A 15,167-nucleotide genomic window follows, 5' to 3' on the forward strand; every position below is an offset into this window, starting at 1 on the left:
AGAGAAACTTCTATTCACCCTTTTAATCCTTTTTCCGTAAGACGTATACCTTAATTAGTTTATTGAATTTTCAGAACATATAGAATATAATACGTTATAACCTGCAATCTCATCTTTTAAGACCACATCTATACCTGCAACTATAAACAATTATGGAAGCGCTATCAAAAATAGGGAGGTAAAGTTATGGGAGTAAATAATTCACAGCTAAATAAAGAAAGAAAACCTTTCCAACAAGAAACCCCAGGTCACATGGAAATGTTGAATTATGGCCTAGGTTTTTTTGGGATTATCTTGATTTGGACAATGGTAGGTACGTTCTTGACATTTTATTATACAGATTTCGCTGGAATCTCTGCGGGAGTTGTGGGAACGCTCATGCTTGTTGCACGCCTTTTAGATGGAATAACGGATATTGGGATGGGATCTGTTGTTGATCGAACGAAAACAAAACACGGAAGAGCGCGTCCGTGGATCCTTTGGATGGGTCTTCCATTTGCAATTTCTGGAATACTCCTATTTGCAGTTCCGGATATTAGTATGACTGGAAAGATAATTTATGCCTATGTAACTTATATTTTTCTAATCCTTACCTATACTGCCATTTCTATACCTTATAAAACTCTTCTCGGTCTGATGACGCAGGACCAAAAGGGCAGATCTATGATAAACATTTACACTGGTGTATTTACCATGTTAAGTACCATTTTAGTAATGACTTTAGCAGAACCGATAGCCAGTGCCATTGGTGGCAGTTTTGGATGGACTGCTGTTTCCATCGGTATTGCATCGATCATCATAATTACTTGCGCTACTTCTTTTCGTTCCACAAAAGAAAGAGTCGATGTCGTTACTGATAAACCTAAAGAAAGAGTTCCTTTTAAAACAGAATTTAAAGCACTATTAACAAATAAATATTGGGTTATTATTACAATCTATTGTGTTATAGCATACACCCTAAACGCTTTATTATCTGGTGCTGGAATATATTATGCTACCTATGTTTTAGGAAACAGCAGTTATTTTTCTTTATTTGCACTCACTTTATTTGTCCCTACCATAATCTGCTTCTTTTTTGTAGGAAAGCTCGTCGGAAAATATGGCAAACGAAATATTGCACTTTATGTATCATTAGTAGCCATAATCGGTCCCCTTGTTAAGCTCATTGACCCTACAAATCTAACCATTTATTTATTGGGGAATGTCATTCAAGGCTTTGGACTTATACCTATTATTACGTTTTTATATGCCATGATTAATGATACAACGGAATATGGTCAATGGAAATCTGGATTCCGAACAGCAGGCCTCGTTAATAGTGCAGCAAGTTTCGGGATGAAAGTGGGTACAGGCATCGGAGGAGCACTCATTGGTTGGCTTTTAGCATTTGGAGGTTACGTAGGTAGCCTTGCAGAACAAGCTGCCTCTGCTTCCCAGATGATTATGGTGCTAAACATTCATCTTCCTTTACTTCTAACTGTCCTTCAAGCCATTCTTCTATGGATGTATAAATTAGATAAACAATACCCAACTATCCTAGCAGAACTACAACAGAAGGCTTAAACTTTAATTAAAACTGGAACCTATCTAAAGGGAAGGTTCCAGTTTCCATTTATGTGATAGGAGTTGGTTAAAATAATATTAATTATCATTCTCCAATAGTTCCACCATCACCTTTAGTTCTTTAAACGTATCCATATAAGCATATCTTCCGCCTGTATATTCACCCTTTTGTGTTAATGCCATTCCATTCAATTCAAGCAGTTTAACCTTCTCTTCCATACCTTTAATGAAGAAAGCAATGTGGTGAGGTCCTTCACCATGTTCATTTAGATGTTCTCTCCATGTACTCGGGTGCTCATCCGGTTCAATTAACTCCAACTGCAGTGACCCCATATCAAAAAATGCCAGTTTTGCCCGCGCCTCCGTCGGTTCACTTTTATATTCTGTTTTCGCCTTGTCAACTGCATCTGTTAAACTCCACTCAGGTTTCATCATCCCGAAAAACTCAGCATAAACTTGTGATGTTTTTTCAATATCATGAACTAAAATTCCAATTTGAGCAATAACATTATTACCTAATAGATTCTTATCCATTTTTTTGCCCCTTTTTATTCGTTTTTTGATTGCTTATAATAGTTATCTTAAAATAATTCATTACCTGATCATTAAATTCGACAATTGGAAAGCGCTTTCCTTGTTTTACTCAAAAAAAAAGGAACAACGTTAGATACTTGAATTACCCACCACTCAACCGCTCTTGCAAGCTGTTCTAAGTAGATGAGACTTCGGAAAACGATAAAGTATCAAAAGATAACGCGGTTCCATGATAGATCATAACTTATGATGACCTCTCCCCTAACCACTCCTCCAAAAAGCTTGGAATTTTTCCCTTTAAGGCGAGAGTTACATGACCACCTTTAACCCGTTTATACAATTTATCTTTGCTGGAAACTAAAGGAATAATTGATTTTGTTAATTCTTCTGGAACAATTTTATCATCTGTTGTGGAAACTACTAGAAGATTGGAACTAATGTTCTTTAAATCCGCTAACTTTCCATCTATAATTAGTTTATTTTTGATCAATTTATTATCTATACCCAAATCGGTAATCAATTGTTTTAGAGTTGCACCAGCAAAGGGAATATGACTTTTCAACCAACGGTTAAATAACTTCCATTTTTTTATATACTCTTCGTCATCTGCCCTTTTTATGAGAGATATATAGGAGCTATAGGTGATAGGGGCTATTGTAAGACGTAACACGTGCTCCACAATCTTCGGAGGTATGATGCCATACTCATCAATAACGGAATCCAGTGAAAATTCGCCAGACCTTAATGCTTTCTCCCATTCAGAAGGAATAGGTGTTTGTCCAAAATCCAGTGGTGGAGCAAATAAAACAATGTTTTTTATTGGTGTCTTTGTGATAGTGGCATAAATGGTTGCCAGTGTACCACCCAGACAGTAGCCAACAAGAGTTACTTCCTCAGCACCGGAATGATAGAGGCTTCTTTTTACTCCTTTTTCAATATACTTCACAATATAATCATCTAGAGACGTGTCACTATCTTCTAATCCAGGTATCCCAAAATCTAGCAAATACACATCGTACCCAAGTTCAACAAATGCCTCAATCATACTCATTCCAGGTGCTAAATCAAGAATATAAGATTGATTTATTAAAGAGTAAACAAGAAAAAGCGGAGTTTTGAACTTTTTCTGTTTGGCTGGATAGTAACATAGTCTTGCTTTGTTTTTCTTCCAAATGATTTCGTTCTCTGTTAGACCAGTTGGCGGCATTGGAGTTGTTAATTTTGATTGAATTACCTCCCACTTACTATTAGATTTTCCACCTGTAGCCACGTCCCTCCCCCCTCCTGACTAATGTGCTTAATGTCTCTTTTATCTCCTCTTCACTTAATTTATTGAAAAGTAATTTGTGTTTGATCTTTTCCCTATTTCGTCTAAGTTCCATGTTAGTATTCTCAGTGTTCTTTGTATGATCCCCTTCCAGCAACTCTTCCTTTTCTTCATAGTCGGATCCCCTATTAAATTCCTTTGTTAAGATTAATAATTTTTCTTCTAAATTATCTATTTTCTCTTCTATTTGAACAGCCAATTTGGCCACATTAGCCACGTCATTTTTCGTTGGCAAGTTTAATTGAAAGGCTAAAAGATCGATATACTCCCTTATCAATTTCACAAATTTAGTATGTCTTTGGATTCCTTTATTTGTAACCTCCAAAACCTTCTCGTTATTTAACCATTCTTTAATATTTTGATTGATATAGTCTTCCGAATTTATTCCAAGTAATGTTAATTTTTCACTCATTCCACGATTCTTTTTGTTCATCCTCCAGTTCTCCCTTCTATAATCATTCCATCTTCCAATCCATTGCTTTACTATATTTATATACATTTGAAATCCATCCGTTCGAAAAATGATATCTTCGCCTTTCATATGTTGAAAGATTCTTAGGTTAAACAAATCAATTAAAATCCCCATTTCACGGCTATTTCCACGCCTGTCCCATGCAGTTTCTTTATCACACCATAAGATAGTGGCAGAAAAACTTCTTTTAAGTCAATTAACATAATTGATTCGAGGTTTAAAAGGTGGGAATTCCAATGTCAATGAAGAAAACAGAAAAACTAGGGCCAAAGGGAAATCTCATTTCTGGTCATTTAAAAGACTTCCAAAGAGATCCCCTTCAATTTATGCAAAAGTTAGCAGAAGACTATGGAGAGATTGCACGGTTCAAGTTTGGTCCATTTCAAGACGTCTATTTAATCTCCAATCCAGAATTGATTAAACAAGTACTTGTTACTAAACAAAAGAATTTCGTTAAGTCGAGAGATTTGACCATTTTAAAACCGATCATTGGTGAAGGACTTCTAACAAGCGAAAAAGGACATCATCTAAAACAGCGAAGACTTATTCAACCACATTTTAAAAGGGAACACATACGCTCCTATGGCGAAGATATGATTAAAACGACCGAAGAATATATGAAGAGTTGGAAAGAGAAGGAAGAAAGAGTCTTATCAAAAGACATGATGAATATCACTCTAGGCATTATTTCGAAAACGATGTTCAACATGAATTTGGAGGAAGGTTACGATGTTATAGGCCCACCAATAGAAACGGTTATGAAGCTCGCTGTAAAAAGAATGAGGTCATTAGCACAACTTCCCCTTTGGATCCCAACAAAAACGAATCGTAATTATAAAAGGGCAATTGACGAACTTGACCATGTTCTCTTTTCCATTATAGAGAACCGTCGTTCGCATAAAGGAAAATCTGAAGATTTACTAGGTGTTTTAATGGATGCAAAAGATGATAGTAACGGAGAAGTAATGTCAAATCAACAACTGCGGGATGAACTCATGACCATATTCCTGGCAGGCCATGAAACGACAGCAAATGCATTGTCATGGACATTTTATTTATTGGCGCAACATCCGGAAGTGGAGAAAAAATTACACAGGGAAATTGACAGTGTCATCGGGAGTAACCCTTTATCCCCTAACCATTACAAGGAATTAACGTACGCTCAAAACATTATTTCAGAGGCTCTTCGTCTTTATCCACCAGCATATGTTATAGGACGCCAAGTGGACAAAACCGTAAACATAGGGGGAATTCAATTAAATAAGGGAGATATGACTTTAATTAGTCAATATGTCATGCATCGAAGAAGGGAATATTTCGACCAACCTGATAACTTTATTCCGGAAAGATTTGAAAACCAATTTACAGATACACTTCCCCCATATACGTATTTCCCATTTGGAGGGGGACCAAGGGTTTGTATTGGAAACCATTTCGCCCTAATGGAAGCCGTACTGGTACTAGTTTGTATTGCACGCCATTTCAAAATAAAACTGACACCATCAAACCAGACAATTAAAGCGCAACCTCTCATAACCCTAAGGCCAAAAGGGGGGATAAACGTAATACTTGAAAAAAGAAGTTAATTCATCTTAGATGGAAGTTATAGAGGTACAATCCCTCTTAATACTTTTCTCTCACTTTAAAGTATGCTCCTAATATTTGAGTAAGATAATCGTGGGGAGTTGTTTCAACCTGCCCATATCCCTTAAGAGTATAGAGATGGGTAGCATTAGGCAACTCCCTGTTCAGCTGCTTCCTCAACTTTATTCCTGCGTCATCTTCATCCACGAGGATGTAGACATCCAAAAATTCAATAGGTAAAATCATAGTCTCCAGTTTTTCATCGCTTAACGGACCGTTCGTACAAATTATCTCCACATGCTCATCTAGAACTTCCTTTACCCGTTTACGATCATTTAATCCTTCCACAATCAACACTTTTTCCACCATAAACCTCAACCTCAGTATCACAAGTAATAAGGAAGAAAATCACTCCACGATCTATCTGTTAAAAATGGAGTTCGATGAATTAATTATACCGGTTTATCACTACTTAGTTCAATCGGTGTAGACCTTCATCCCAGTACTTTTGGAAACTTGACAGTTTTCATAAAAAATAATCACTAATAATATACTTAAATTTCCCGTGATTGACCCTTTCCTAAATTAATCAAACCTTAATGTCTATCATGCCTTCTCCTTTGCAAACTCAGGTTGTTCTCTTGGCAAAAAGAGAGCAACGATTAAACAGAGGCTGGCTAACATCGCCAATATAATAAAAACAGAATGAAGTCCTGTGGAGAGAAGTTCCGGAGCAACTTCTGTTCCATTGTTGGTATGTCCACTAATGTGCTGATTCAAAACGGTTCCCAATACTGTGATTCCAAGGGCTTGACCCAACGTCCTTATAAAGGCATTGGCAGATGCTGCAGTACCACGATTATTCCAATCTACAGAAGATTGGACAATGACAGTATATACGGTCATAGACAATCCAAAGCCTAATCCAATAAAAAACATAATCATAACTAAAACTACATTAGATGTTTCAGGTGAAATAAAACTGAGGAAATAGGTGCCGAGTGCAATAAGAGAAACTCCTGTCAACGTCAGAGGTTTTGTCCCCATTCGAACGATTAGTTGTCCACTAATATATGAACCTAACGGCCAACCAATCGACATTGGAATTAACGTTAAGCCAGATGCTGTTGCTGCCATCAGAAGGACCCCCTGTACCCAAAGTGGCAAATAAGCAGTCAGTCCAATAAGAATGGATCCCATTAATAATCCACATCCATTTGCGATTAACAGATGTCGGTTTTTAAATAAGTGGAATGGCACCATGGGGTCTGGTACTTTAAATTGAATTACGATAAACAGACCTATAAAGATCGTAGAGATTCCCAACAGGATAAACATCAACGTGTCATTCCATGCAATTTCATTCCCCCCCGATAAGAGGGCGTACAGTAATGTCCCCATCCCTATTATGAAAGTGAATGCTCCTGCATAATCAATTGATCTCTTGCGCTTTTCAATTGTTTCTTCAAGATACTTGCCTATTAGAAACAATGAAACTAGACCAAATGGAATATTAATATAAAAAATCCAGTGCCAGGTCATAAAATCCACAAAAAAGCCGCCCACCAAGGGACCACAAATGCCCGCTATTCCCCAAATGGAACCTATAATGGCTTGGACCTTTGCCCTCTGCTCATAGGAAAACACATCTCCTACAATCGTAAAAGTCATTGGCAATAAGGCTCCTGCTCCAATTCCCTGCACAGCGCGAAACAGAATGAGCTGTTCCATGGATTGAGATAGACCACATAAGGCAGATCCAAGTAAGAAAAGTATAGCCCCTGTAAAAAATATCTTCTTTCTTCCAAATATATCTGCCAGTTTTCCAAATATAGGAGTCATTACAGCATAAGTCAACAAGTAAATTGCAAATACCCAACTGATGAGATCCAGTCCTCCTAGATCACGTGTGATCACAGGCATCGCCGTACTGATAACTGTTACTTCAATCGCTGCCAAAAAAGTAGCAATAAGTAAAGCAATAATAATATTCCATTGATAACGAGTCATGTATCTATTTCTCCTTAATTAAATGCCTTTAATGTCCATATTACCATAAATTACTCTTAGTCAAGTGACATTGTCTACTTTCCTGTAAACTCTTGACTTTTTCCCCATCAAATGGACACAATAAACATCATAAAGAAGATATTAAAAAGAATACACATTCATTAAAAAATGAGGTTATACAGATGACAATCGATAGTTTTCACCAATTCCCACTTAGTAATGAGATTCAACTTGCGCTAACTGAACTTCAATATATCAAACCCACAGAAGTACAACGGAAAGTTATTCCACATGCATTAAGGAGACGGGACCTTATCGTTAAATCACAAACAGGGAGTGGTAAGACTGCTTCCTTTGCTATCCCTTTATGTGAGCAAGTGAATTGGGAAGAAAATCGACCTCAGGCATTAATTTTAACTCCAACACGGGAACTTGCTGTCCAGGTAAAAGAAGATATAAGCAATATTGGAAGATTTAAAAGAATTAAAGGAATCGCTATCTTTGGAAAACAACCTTTTCATAAACAGAAATTAGAATTAAAGCAAAAAAATCACATTGTTGTGGGGACACCGGGAAGATTATTAGATCACATTCAAAAAGGTACTCTACCTATTGATAAACTAGAATACTTAATTATCGATGAGGCAGATGAAATGTTGAATATGGGATTTATTGATCAAGTGAAAGACATTATTGAAGCTTTGCCAAAGGAAAGAATCACTTCCATATTCTCTGCAACTATTACGGAAGAAGTGGAGGAACTTAGTCAAAAATATATGGATCATCCCTTAAAAATTGAGATTACCAGAGCAGAGCAAGAATCAAGTGGGATCACACATTACTTTTATGAAGTAGAGGAAGAGTTTAAATACCAACTATTAAAAGAGGTTCTAATCATCGAAAATCCCGATTCTTGTATTATTTTTTGTGGGACACAACAAAATGTTGATCAATTATACGAATTGTTAATAAAGCAAAGTTTTTCATGTGATAAATTGCATGGTGGACTCCCTCAAGAAACGCGCTTTTCTGTAATGAATAACTTCAAGCGTGGGAAGTACCGCTATCTTATTGCAACTGATTTGGCTTCTAGAGGGATAGATGTGGAAAAAATAAATCTCGTCATTCATTATGATATTCCTTTCAAAGAAGAAACATATGTTCATCGGACAGGAAGAACTGGACGGGCAGGGGAAAGTGGAAATGCCATATCATTTATCACTTCCAAAGAAAAAAAATATCTAACAGATTTGGAGAGTTTTTTGGGATTTTCAATAGTAAAACGAGATCGTCCTTCCAAAGAAATGATAGAGCAAAGTATGGCAGCATTTAAAGCCAAAAAGCATGCTCCTCCCATTATTAAGAAGGACAAAAGTGATAATCTAAATAAAAATATTATGAGGTTATTTTTTAATGGAGGAAAGAGAAAAAAGCTGAGGGCCGTTGATTTTGTCGGAACCATATCCAGTTTGCCAGGAATCTCTGCTGATGATATTGGTATCATCACGATTCAGGAAACGTCCACGTTTGTGGAGATTCTTAATGGTAAAGGGGATTTTGTTTTAAAGGAAATGAAAAACAAAACAATAAAAGGGAAACAATTGAAAGTTCACCAAGCAAGGATATAAGAAAAGCGCAAGCCTCTATGTGTCTTCCTCTACTCGTATTTAAAAGAAGTGGATCCATCGGGCAAAGCGCCACGTCCTGTGGCATGCCCGATATTAGGACCTCCTGTCCGTCCATCGGGCAAAGCGCCACGTCCTGTGGCATGCCCGATATTAGGACCTCCTGTCCGTCTACACAACTGGAAACTATCTCAAGGGCAGCATCTCTCGCGTGCTGTCACTGAAGTAAACGCTCGTCGCTGAAGATAGAAAAAGATAATTAAACTTATCTCATCTCATAAAAGACAAAGTGCCTGCCATCCTGACAGGCACTTCCGTATTTTATTTATTAGAAACCATTTTCTCACTTAAGTAATCGGAAGAAGTCGAAGTGGATTGTTTTACTTTCACCACTTCCATTGTTTGAATTAGGTTAGTTTCTTCTAGTTTTATATTTCTTTTTAAAATTGATTCATACGTATAGAGTAAAGAACGTATGGCAATCTCTCTGTTATATTTTTGCAGTACAAAAGCAGCAGCATTTTTTGATAGTTTAGTTAAAAGTTTTTCATCTTCGAGGATAAGCCGGGCATTACTTAAATACTCTTCCCTCTTATTGCAGATAACTGCTTCTTTACCATGGTTAAATCCAATGTTACTGTTTGTTTCTTTACTTAATAGAATTGGCGCCCCAATTTTAGCAGCACTAAGTACGTGATGTAACATTCCTGTTCCATATGTAAAAGGAGCTATCAAAATTTCTCCATTACTTAAATATGGGGTGATATCTTCCACATAACCAGTGATCGTCACACCGTCTGTCTCTCCTAGTTTCTCCACTTCAATAGGAGGTTCCCCGCCAATTATAAAACACTGTAAATCTTGAAACTCATTCTTCAATGGAAGAAACATATCTTCCACAACCATTTTTGCAGCTTCAATAGCATGTTTTTCTTTAAGACTACCGTAAAAGACAAGTGCCTTACGTGAATGTATCACATTGTTGCCCTTCGAAATTGCAAAATCAAATATATTGGAAACGACATTAATTCTATGGAGACGTTGACGATCCCTTAATGACTGAGCAATTCCAATTGGATATTTCTTCTGTAGTTTAGTTTCATAGCGTTTTGTCCGACGCAATTTATCCAATAAGATAATCTTTTTAAACGAATGTCCGCAAGAGTCTAATTCTTTATTAATACTCCAGCATTCCCCTTCCACATAATCAATGACAATTGGAGGCAGTCCCTCTGTCTTTCTAATATTATGCACTAGTTTACTTTGAATCTGTATTAGATCATAAGACTCAGACTCCACGACCTCATTCAACATGGTTCGTAATTCCGGTGCTGAAAATCTAGCTGCAGTAACAGGAAGCCCTTTTAGTAAACTGAAGATAAAATGGAATTTCTGTCCACTTCTATTTTGTGCTTTAATATTTTTCTGATTGAAAGATTTTTGAATGACATCAGTTCCAGGTAAAAAATAGATAAAATTCTCGTGAAAGAAAATGCAATCCACATGAACACCTGTTTCTATTAAACTCTTAATTTGATAATATGCACGTACTTGTTCATTTTCTGCTTGCACAAACGGGACCTGCTCCGATACATATAATATTCTCATTAGGAAAAACTCCTTCAAATAGTTTTCATCTAACTCTATTATCCTTTATATCGCACATTTTGTCTCTATATATTATTAAACATAGTTTTTTTACCTAAATCAAGCTATTTTGTCGAATTAAATGTAGTTCTTTATCCTCATTTTTGTTATATATAGAGAACAAAACACTTACATAAAAAACCAATAGGGAAAAATCCCTATTGGTTTTTTACCAAATTTTTTTCCATATTACAGTCCAAACCAATTAAGTAATATACGGTTTCCAACAGCCACAATGAAAAAGGCGATCGCCAGAAACGGGTAGCCTATCTTTAATAGAGCTAGGGTAGCAAGACCATAAATCACCACTTCCAGTACAAAATGGTTCCAACCCTCCAATAAATACGGAGCAGCGGGTGCCCCAAATAAACCCCAAACTACAATTAATACTACAGGTGCTCCAATACCTAAAAGCAGTTTAATTAATTGATTACTGTTGCTCTGAAATCCCCATACACATAATATGATTATTGAAAAAACTTCCAGAAGAAAACGTAGTCCCATTAGCCCCAATGACATCATAGCTTTTCACTCCTTTTTTCCGATCAAATAATTACCTTTTTTAGACGTTAATACGTAAATAGTAGTTTCATATGTTTCAGACTTGGTTATTCATGAAGTCTTTCCATAAATCTTCTATTTATTAAGAATAAATAGAGTTAAAAGAGTATATAAATCTACTATACTACTTGGACGGAACAAGAAAAAAATAATGAATCTTAAGGGAGATTAATGCGATGGAAGAAAAAAAACAATTAAATTATTTTCAATATTCCTTTTTATTAATTAAAAATCCAGATGAGATTATCACAAAAGACTATAAAGGATTTCATAAATATGGTTTTTTCAATATGATCATTCTTATTCTTGCCATCTTTTCAAACAAACTCTTGGAAGGTCTTGATTATGCCAATGAAGATCCCTGGTACCTGCGGGAGTTATATGAAAGTATTACTTTAACAGTTTCTATTGCCATTCCATTAGGGGGAATAATGCTTCTTATGAATTGGGTAGCGACGAAAGTAATTGATAGGCGAAGTTTGGCTTATTATTCTGAGAAGTTAGGTTCTGTAATGTTCTATCCAATGATCTTCTATTTCATCACCATCATTTTACAGCTTTACAATGTTTCCTTTTATCCATTATTTAGTTCTTTGGCAATGTCCTTTTTGTATATTGGACTCTTTCTCGTTTCCTATTTGTTTGCGGCAAGGGATAATTTTAAAATATCTGCACTGTTTGTTGTTGGATTCTACTTTATTTCAAAAATAATCAATCTTGTCATCTGATTACTATAATGTCATATGTATTCTCTGTCATTGAACTAATTTTAAAAAAGAGTTATTCTAATGACTAGACTACTTTTTCACGGTTGGTGATCGGACATTAAGAGGCAAATAAGAAAGATAAAATATCTAATCATTAGATTACTTAGAATAAAAGATAAAGCGCACAGTGTTGCCCGAGGTTTTACAATAGGGGCATTAATGAATTTTGTACCAACCTTTGGATTTGGCCCCTTTTTATCTACCGTCAGTCCTAAAGTGGTTAGGGGAAATGCAATTGCCGGGTTCATCGGCGGCCTCTCATTCCTTTGGGCCTTTCCCATTCTGTTTCTCTTCAATATTAAAGTTGGTGAAAAATTGCTCCCAATTGAAATTGCAGAAACCATTGAAGAAGTGGTGGAAGAAGCAGGTGAAGTAGATTCAGAAGTGGTGGCAGAGGTTGTCATTGAAGCCGGTTTAGTACTTGGACAGGCTTTTTTTGTAGGAATGGTCGTAAACATGATCCTTTTTGGAGTCGTTTGTTATTTTCTGATCTATACCATTATAAAAAAATATCGTCGTGAAGTATTAAGATTTGTTCACAAAAAATGGAAAATCTGATTATATCATACGAAGGTATAATATACCCCTTTAAAATGTTCTGGTATATTTAGTGAGAGCTGAATAACTTTTCAAATGGGGTGAGGAAATCATGAAAGTAGCAGTTAGAATTCTGTTTCTTCTTATGTTTTTGCTTGTTTTTTCAGGCTGTGAAATAGAAATTAATGTTAACGGTCCAAATGACCAGGGAACTGAGGAACAGGGAACTGAGGATGACGGAAATGACAATGGTGTAGATGACAGTACAAATGATGATGGAACAGATACCAATGGTGATGAAAATGGAATAGACGATGATGGTACAGATGGAAGTGACTCTGGAGATGATCCAAGCGATACCAATGGTGACGCTAATGATAATGGTACCTCCAGTAATGACGATGAACCTTTTGAAGGAATTTCAGTAAAATCTTATTTACCAATGGAAGTTGGGTATGTTCATAATGTTGGTGGAAATGTTCCCGATGGCTTTGGAGAATATGTGGAAGTGATTGGAGCTCAAAATGACTACTTTTTGGCTGTTGGAGGATCCACAGCCATGGGATTCTACCGTCTCTATCAAGTTAATGATCAAGAAGCGGTAATCTTATTCGAAGCTAATGAAGAACATGCTGAGTATCAAGATATTGAAGCTTACGTCTCAGGTGGAAATATGGATGAAGCAATAACTTATGCTATTGATAACTCCAACATGAATTTTGTTTTAATAAAAGGTCCTATTGAACCAGGAACAACATGGGATGATGCGGTTATAATGGATACCCATGTCGTTGCCCTCCAGACTGATGATACCAGTGTAGATGCTCTCTTAGTCCAATATGATGACAGGGAAGAAAACAGGTATTTTGAAGAGGGTGTCGGTTTAGTCGGTATCGTTCACTATTCTCAAGATGTGCAAGACTTGTTTGGTGAGGCCGTCTATGCGAAAAATATAGTGGATTAATTTAATGAATCAAGGTATGGATTAAGATAACAGATCGAAGCTAATTGAAGAGGCTGGGACATAACTAAAGTGTTTAATTGAAAATCCGAACAATACACAACGATAGCGAAGTATATTTCCATAGCTAATGATTGGATCAATTATCAGTTCGTTCGGATTTTTCATTGATTAAAACACTTTTGTCCCAGCCTCTTTTTAATAACCCATTTATAATGAAAGTAAGGTGTTTACTTGTCAGGTGCAAAACGTCAAATCGCAGACAAATTCACACGATAAATCACACATCTTTCGTAACTAAATTCACATTGTAATTCCCATATTAAAAAGGCATGAAGTTCTTCGTGCCTTTGTTTTCATATTTGCTTATTTCACGAATCGTTTGTTGAAGTAAATGAGCTTTTCTTGTAAATTTGGTTATTAGATAAACTTGGCTCATCGCCAAGTCCATGTATCCCTATCCTTACCAGCAGAGAAATAAAATAAGCGGAAAATTTCCTTTTAAAATCAAAATTCACCTAATTTGGCGGCAAATAAGGGTAGTTTTTCCGCTTATGCCTAGAAAATTCCTCCTTTTTAAATAGATTCTAATCAATAAGCGGAATTTGTCCGTCTATTCAGACTATTTTTCGTGCCATTTATTAAATAAGTGGAATTTCTCCGTTTATTTATTCCATTGATTATTTCTCCTCGTTTCTTTCATGACATTGTATGAAAGATTTTATATGTCTTATCATTTACTTTACTCTAATTATCCAATTCCTTCCCTTTCACACTAAAATTCACATAGCAACTCACATCAAAATCACAAGGGAAAAATATTTATTTCCACCTATGTGAATAGGGCTGTGACTTACTATGTGATTTCACATCTATTTAACAATAAAACACTGATATAACAAGAAAAAATCACATGTATTTCTGTTGTAAAATCGCATGTGATTTTGCTTGCGAATGGTTACTGTTTGCACCTCTGAAGTAAACCCGTTAATAATGAAAGTAAGGTGTTTTACTTATGAAGACCCCTCATTTTTATTTGATCCTGAGGATTTATCTTCTTGGTTTTCTTCTCCTATTATGTCTGGTTTCACCACTTCATCATCTGCTTTTCCTTCTGGTTCAGCAGAGGGTTCCATGTCAGACATTTCGTCAATTGTTTCAGATTGTTCCTTTTCAGACATTTCGTCAATCGTTTCAGGTTCCTCTATTTTGTCACTAGGTTCCGTTTCAACCTCGTCTTCCGTTTCTTCAACCTCATCTTCTGTTACCATCTTCTTTTTCTTTCGCCGGAAAGGCTTTCTAGCTGACATAATCACAAAGATAATCCCTGACAGACAAAACAGAACTATAGAGAAGAATATATAATGAATTAGCTCGTCAAACAGCATGATATTTTGATAACTCCATACTGCCACTAAAACACTTCCAATAATCCCTAATAAACTAGGGATGTATTTTAAAATAACATACTTTGGGAATCGTAATAAAAATAACTCACTTAAAATATAAAGACCAATTACTATCCATAAAGCTACATAGTGTGGATTATTCATTCTTTTGATCCTCCTGAAAAAAAATC

At 36.0% G+C, this 15,167-nt stretch carries 15 protein-coding genes; 6 read left to right on the forward strand and 9 right to left on the reverse strand.

The genetic code is table 11. The annotated features are described in order from the left end of the window. The first annotated feature begins 186 nt into the window (after positions 1-186). On the forward strand, positions 187-1,563 hold the full coding sequence (locus KS419_RS15180) for an MFS transporter (protein ID WP_217067248.1): 1,377 nt from the start codon (positions 187-189) through the stop codon (positions 1,561-1,563). Positions 1,564-1,641: 78 nt separating this feature from the next. Here KS419_RS15180 and KS419_RS15185 read toward each other — a convergent pair whose 3' ends face one another. The 3 genes from KS419_RS15185 to KS419_RS15195 all read right to left on the reverse strand — a co-directional run bounded on the left by KS419_RS15185 (position 1,642) and on the right by KS419_RS15195 (position 3,857). Then, on the reverse strand, positions 1,642-2,097 hold the full coding sequence (locus tag KS419_RS15185) for a VOC family protein (protein ID WP_217067249.1): 456 nt from the start codon (positions 2,095-2,097) through the stop codon (positions 1,642-1,644). Between the two features lie 244 nt (positions 2,098-2,341). Next, positions 2,342-3,367 (reverse strand): alpha/beta fold hydrolase, encoded by a 1,026-nt coding sequence (locus tag KS419_RS15190; protein WP_343215075.1) that lies wholly within the window; start codon positions 3,365-3,367, stop codon positions 2,342-2,344. Further along, positions 3,345-3,857 carry a hypothetical protein gene (locus KS419_RS15195; protein WP_217067250.1) on the reverse strand — a complete coding sequence of 171 codons (513 nt, stop codon included), beginning with the start codon at positions 3,855-3,857 and terminating at the stop codon, positions 3,345-3,347. The genes KS419_RS15190 and KS419_RS15195 overlap by 23 nt, the downstream gene beginning before the upstream one ends. Positions 3,858-4,132: 275 nt before the next feature. Here KS419_RS15195 and KS419_RS15200 point away from each other — a divergent pair, with 275 nt between their 5' ends. After that, positions 4,133-5,482 (forward strand): cytochrome P450, encoded by a 1,350-nt coding sequence (locus tag KS419_RS15200; RefSeq protein WP_246594198.1) that lies wholly within the window; start codon positions 4,133-4,135, stop codon positions 5,480-5,482. Positions 5,483-5,519: 37 nt separating this feature from the next. Here KS419_RS15200 and KS419_RS15205 read toward each other — a convergent pair whose 3' ends face one another. Both KS419_RS15205 and KS419_RS15210 read right to left on the reverse strand, forming a co-directional pair. Beyond that, positions 5,520-5,849 carry a toprim domain-containing protein gene (locus KS419_RS15205; RefSeq protein WP_217067251.1) on the reverse strand — a complete coding sequence of 110 codons (330 nt, stop codon included), beginning with the start codon at positions 5,847-5,849 and terminating at the stop codon, positions 5,520-5,522. A gap of 237 nt (positions 5,850-6,086) precedes the next feature. Further along, positions 6,087-7,490, reverse strand: a complete 1,404-nt coding sequence (locus KS419_RS15210; RefSeq protein ID WP_217067252.1) for an MDR family MFS transporter — start codon at positions 7,488-7,490, stop codon at positions 6,087-6,089. A gap of 182 nt (positions 7,491-7,672) precedes the next feature. On the opposite strand from KS419_RS15210, the gene KS419_RS15215 reads away from it, so the two are divergent. Next, a complete protein-coding gene (locus KS419_RS15215; RefSeq protein ID WP_217067253.1) occupies positions 7,673-9,118 on the forward strand; it encodes a DEAD/DEAH box helicase in 1,446 nt (481 codons plus the stop codon). Between the two features lie 29 nt (positions 9,119-9,147). Here the strand turns inward: KS419_RS15215 and KS419_RS15220 are convergent, their stop codons facing one another. From KS419_RS15220 to KS419_RS15230, 3 genes are all read right to left on the reverse strand, one after another. Further along, the gene (locus tag KS419_RS15220; RefSeq protein ID WP_217067254.1) at positions 9,148-9,294 is read right to left on the reverse strand and encodes a hypothetical protein; all 147 of its coding nucleotides are present in this window, start codon (positions 9,292-9,294) and stop codon (positions 9,148-9,150) included. A 142-nt stretch (positions 9,295-9,436) separates the two neighbouring features. Beyond that, positions 9,437-10,723 carry a glycosyltransferase gene (locus KS419_RS15225; protein WP_217067255.1) on the reverse strand — a complete coding sequence of 429 codons (1,287 nt, stop codon included), beginning with the start codon at positions 10,721-10,723 and terminating at the stop codon, positions 9,437-9,439. A 228-nt stretch (positions 10,724-10,951) separates the two neighbouring features. After that, positions 10,952-11,284 carry a YrdB family protein gene (locus KS419_RS15230; protein WP_217067256.1) on the reverse strand — a complete coding sequence of 111 codons (333 nt, stop codon included), beginning with the start codon at positions 11,282-11,284 and terminating at the stop codon, positions 10,952-10,954. A gap of 215 nt (positions 11,285-11,499) precedes the next feature. Here KS419_RS15230 and KS419_RS15235 point away from each other — a divergent pair, with 215 nt between their 5' ends. The 3 genes from KS419_RS15235 to KS419_RS15245 all read left to right on the forward strand — a co-directional run bounded on the left by KS419_RS15235 (position 11,500) and on the right by KS419_RS15245 (position 13,591). Further along, on the forward strand, positions 11,500-12,051 hold the full coding sequence (locus KS419_RS15235) for a hypothetical protein (protein WP_217067257.1): 552 nt from the start codon (positions 11,500-11,502) through the stop codon (positions 12,049-12,051). A gap of 117 nt (positions 12,052-12,168) precedes the next feature. Beyond that, on the forward strand, positions 12,169-12,648 hold the full coding sequence (locus KS419_RS15240) for a DUF2062 domain-containing protein (RefSeq protein WP_343215076.1): 480 nt from the start codon (positions 12,169-12,171) through the stop codon (positions 12,646-12,648). A gap of 91 nt (positions 12,649-12,739) precedes the next feature. Beyond that, positions 12,740-13,591 (forward strand): hypothetical protein, encoded by an 852-nt coding sequence (locus KS419_RS15245; RefSeq protein ID WP_217067258.1) that lies wholly within the window; start codon positions 12,740-12,742, stop codon positions 13,589-13,591. Between the two features lie 1,010 nt (positions 13,592-14,601). On the opposite strand, the gene KS419_RS15250 is transcribed toward KS419_RS15245, so the two are convergent. Further along, on the reverse strand, positions 14,602-15,141 hold the full coding sequence (locus KS419_RS15250) for a hypothetical protein (RefSeq protein ID WP_217067259.1): 540 nt from the start codon (positions 15,139-15,141) through the stop codon (positions 14,602-14,604). Between the last annotated feature and the right edge of the window lie 26 nt (positions 15,142-15,167).

The organism is Evansella tamaricis (assembly GCF_019042215.1).
Classification (GTDB): domain Bacteria; phylum Bacillota; class Bacilli; order Bacillales; family Salisediminibacteriaceae; genus Evansella; species Evansella tamaricis.

Coding starts and splice junctions, on each gene's coding strand:
- KS419_RS15205 (WP_217067251.1), bottom strand. CDS start 5,849: ATGGTGGAAAAAGTGTTGATTGTGGAAGGATTAAATGATCGTAAACGG.
- KS419_RS15200 (WP_246594198.1), top strand. CDS start 4,133: ATGTCAATGAAGAAAACAGAAAAACTAGGGCCAAAGGGAAATCTCATT.
- KS419_RS15215 (WP_217067253.1), top strand. CDS start 7,673: ATGACAATCGATAGTTTTCACCAATTCCCACTTAGTAATGAGATTCAA.
- KS419_RS15195 (WP_217067250.1), bottom strand. CDS start 3,857: ATGAACAAAAAGAATCGTGGAATGAGTGAAAAATTAACATTACTTGGA.
- KS419_RS15230 (WP_217067256.1), bottom strand. CDS start 11,284: ATGATGTCATTGGGGCTAATGGGACTACGTTTTCTTCTGGAAGTTTTT.
- KS419_RS15180 (WP_217067248.1), top strand. CDS start 187: ATGGGAGTAAATAATTCACAGCTAAATAAAGAAAGAAAACCTTTCCAA.
- KS419_RS15245 (WP_217067258.1), top strand. CDS start 12,740: ATGAAAGTAGCAGTTAGAATTCTGTTTCTTCTTATGTTTTTGCTTGTT.
- KS419_RS15225 (WP_217067255.1), bottom strand. CDS start 10,723: ATGAGAATATTATATGTATCGGAGCAGGTCCCGTTTGTGCAAGCAGAA.
- KS419_RS15250 (WP_217067259.1), bottom strand. CDS start 15,141: ATGAATAATCCACACTATGTAGCTTTATGGATAGTAATTGGTCTTTAT.
- KS419_RS15185 (WP_217067249.1), bottom strand. CDS start 2,097: ATGGATAAGAATCTATTAGGTAATAATGTTATTGCTCAAATTGGAATT.
- KS419_RS15210 (WP_217067252.1), bottom strand. CDS start 7,490: ATGACTCGTTATCAATGGAATATTATTATTGCTTTACTTATTGCTACT.
- KS419_RS15235 (WP_217067257.1), top strand. CDS start 11,500: ATGGAAGAAAAAAAACAATTAAATTATTTTCAATATTCCTTTTTATTA.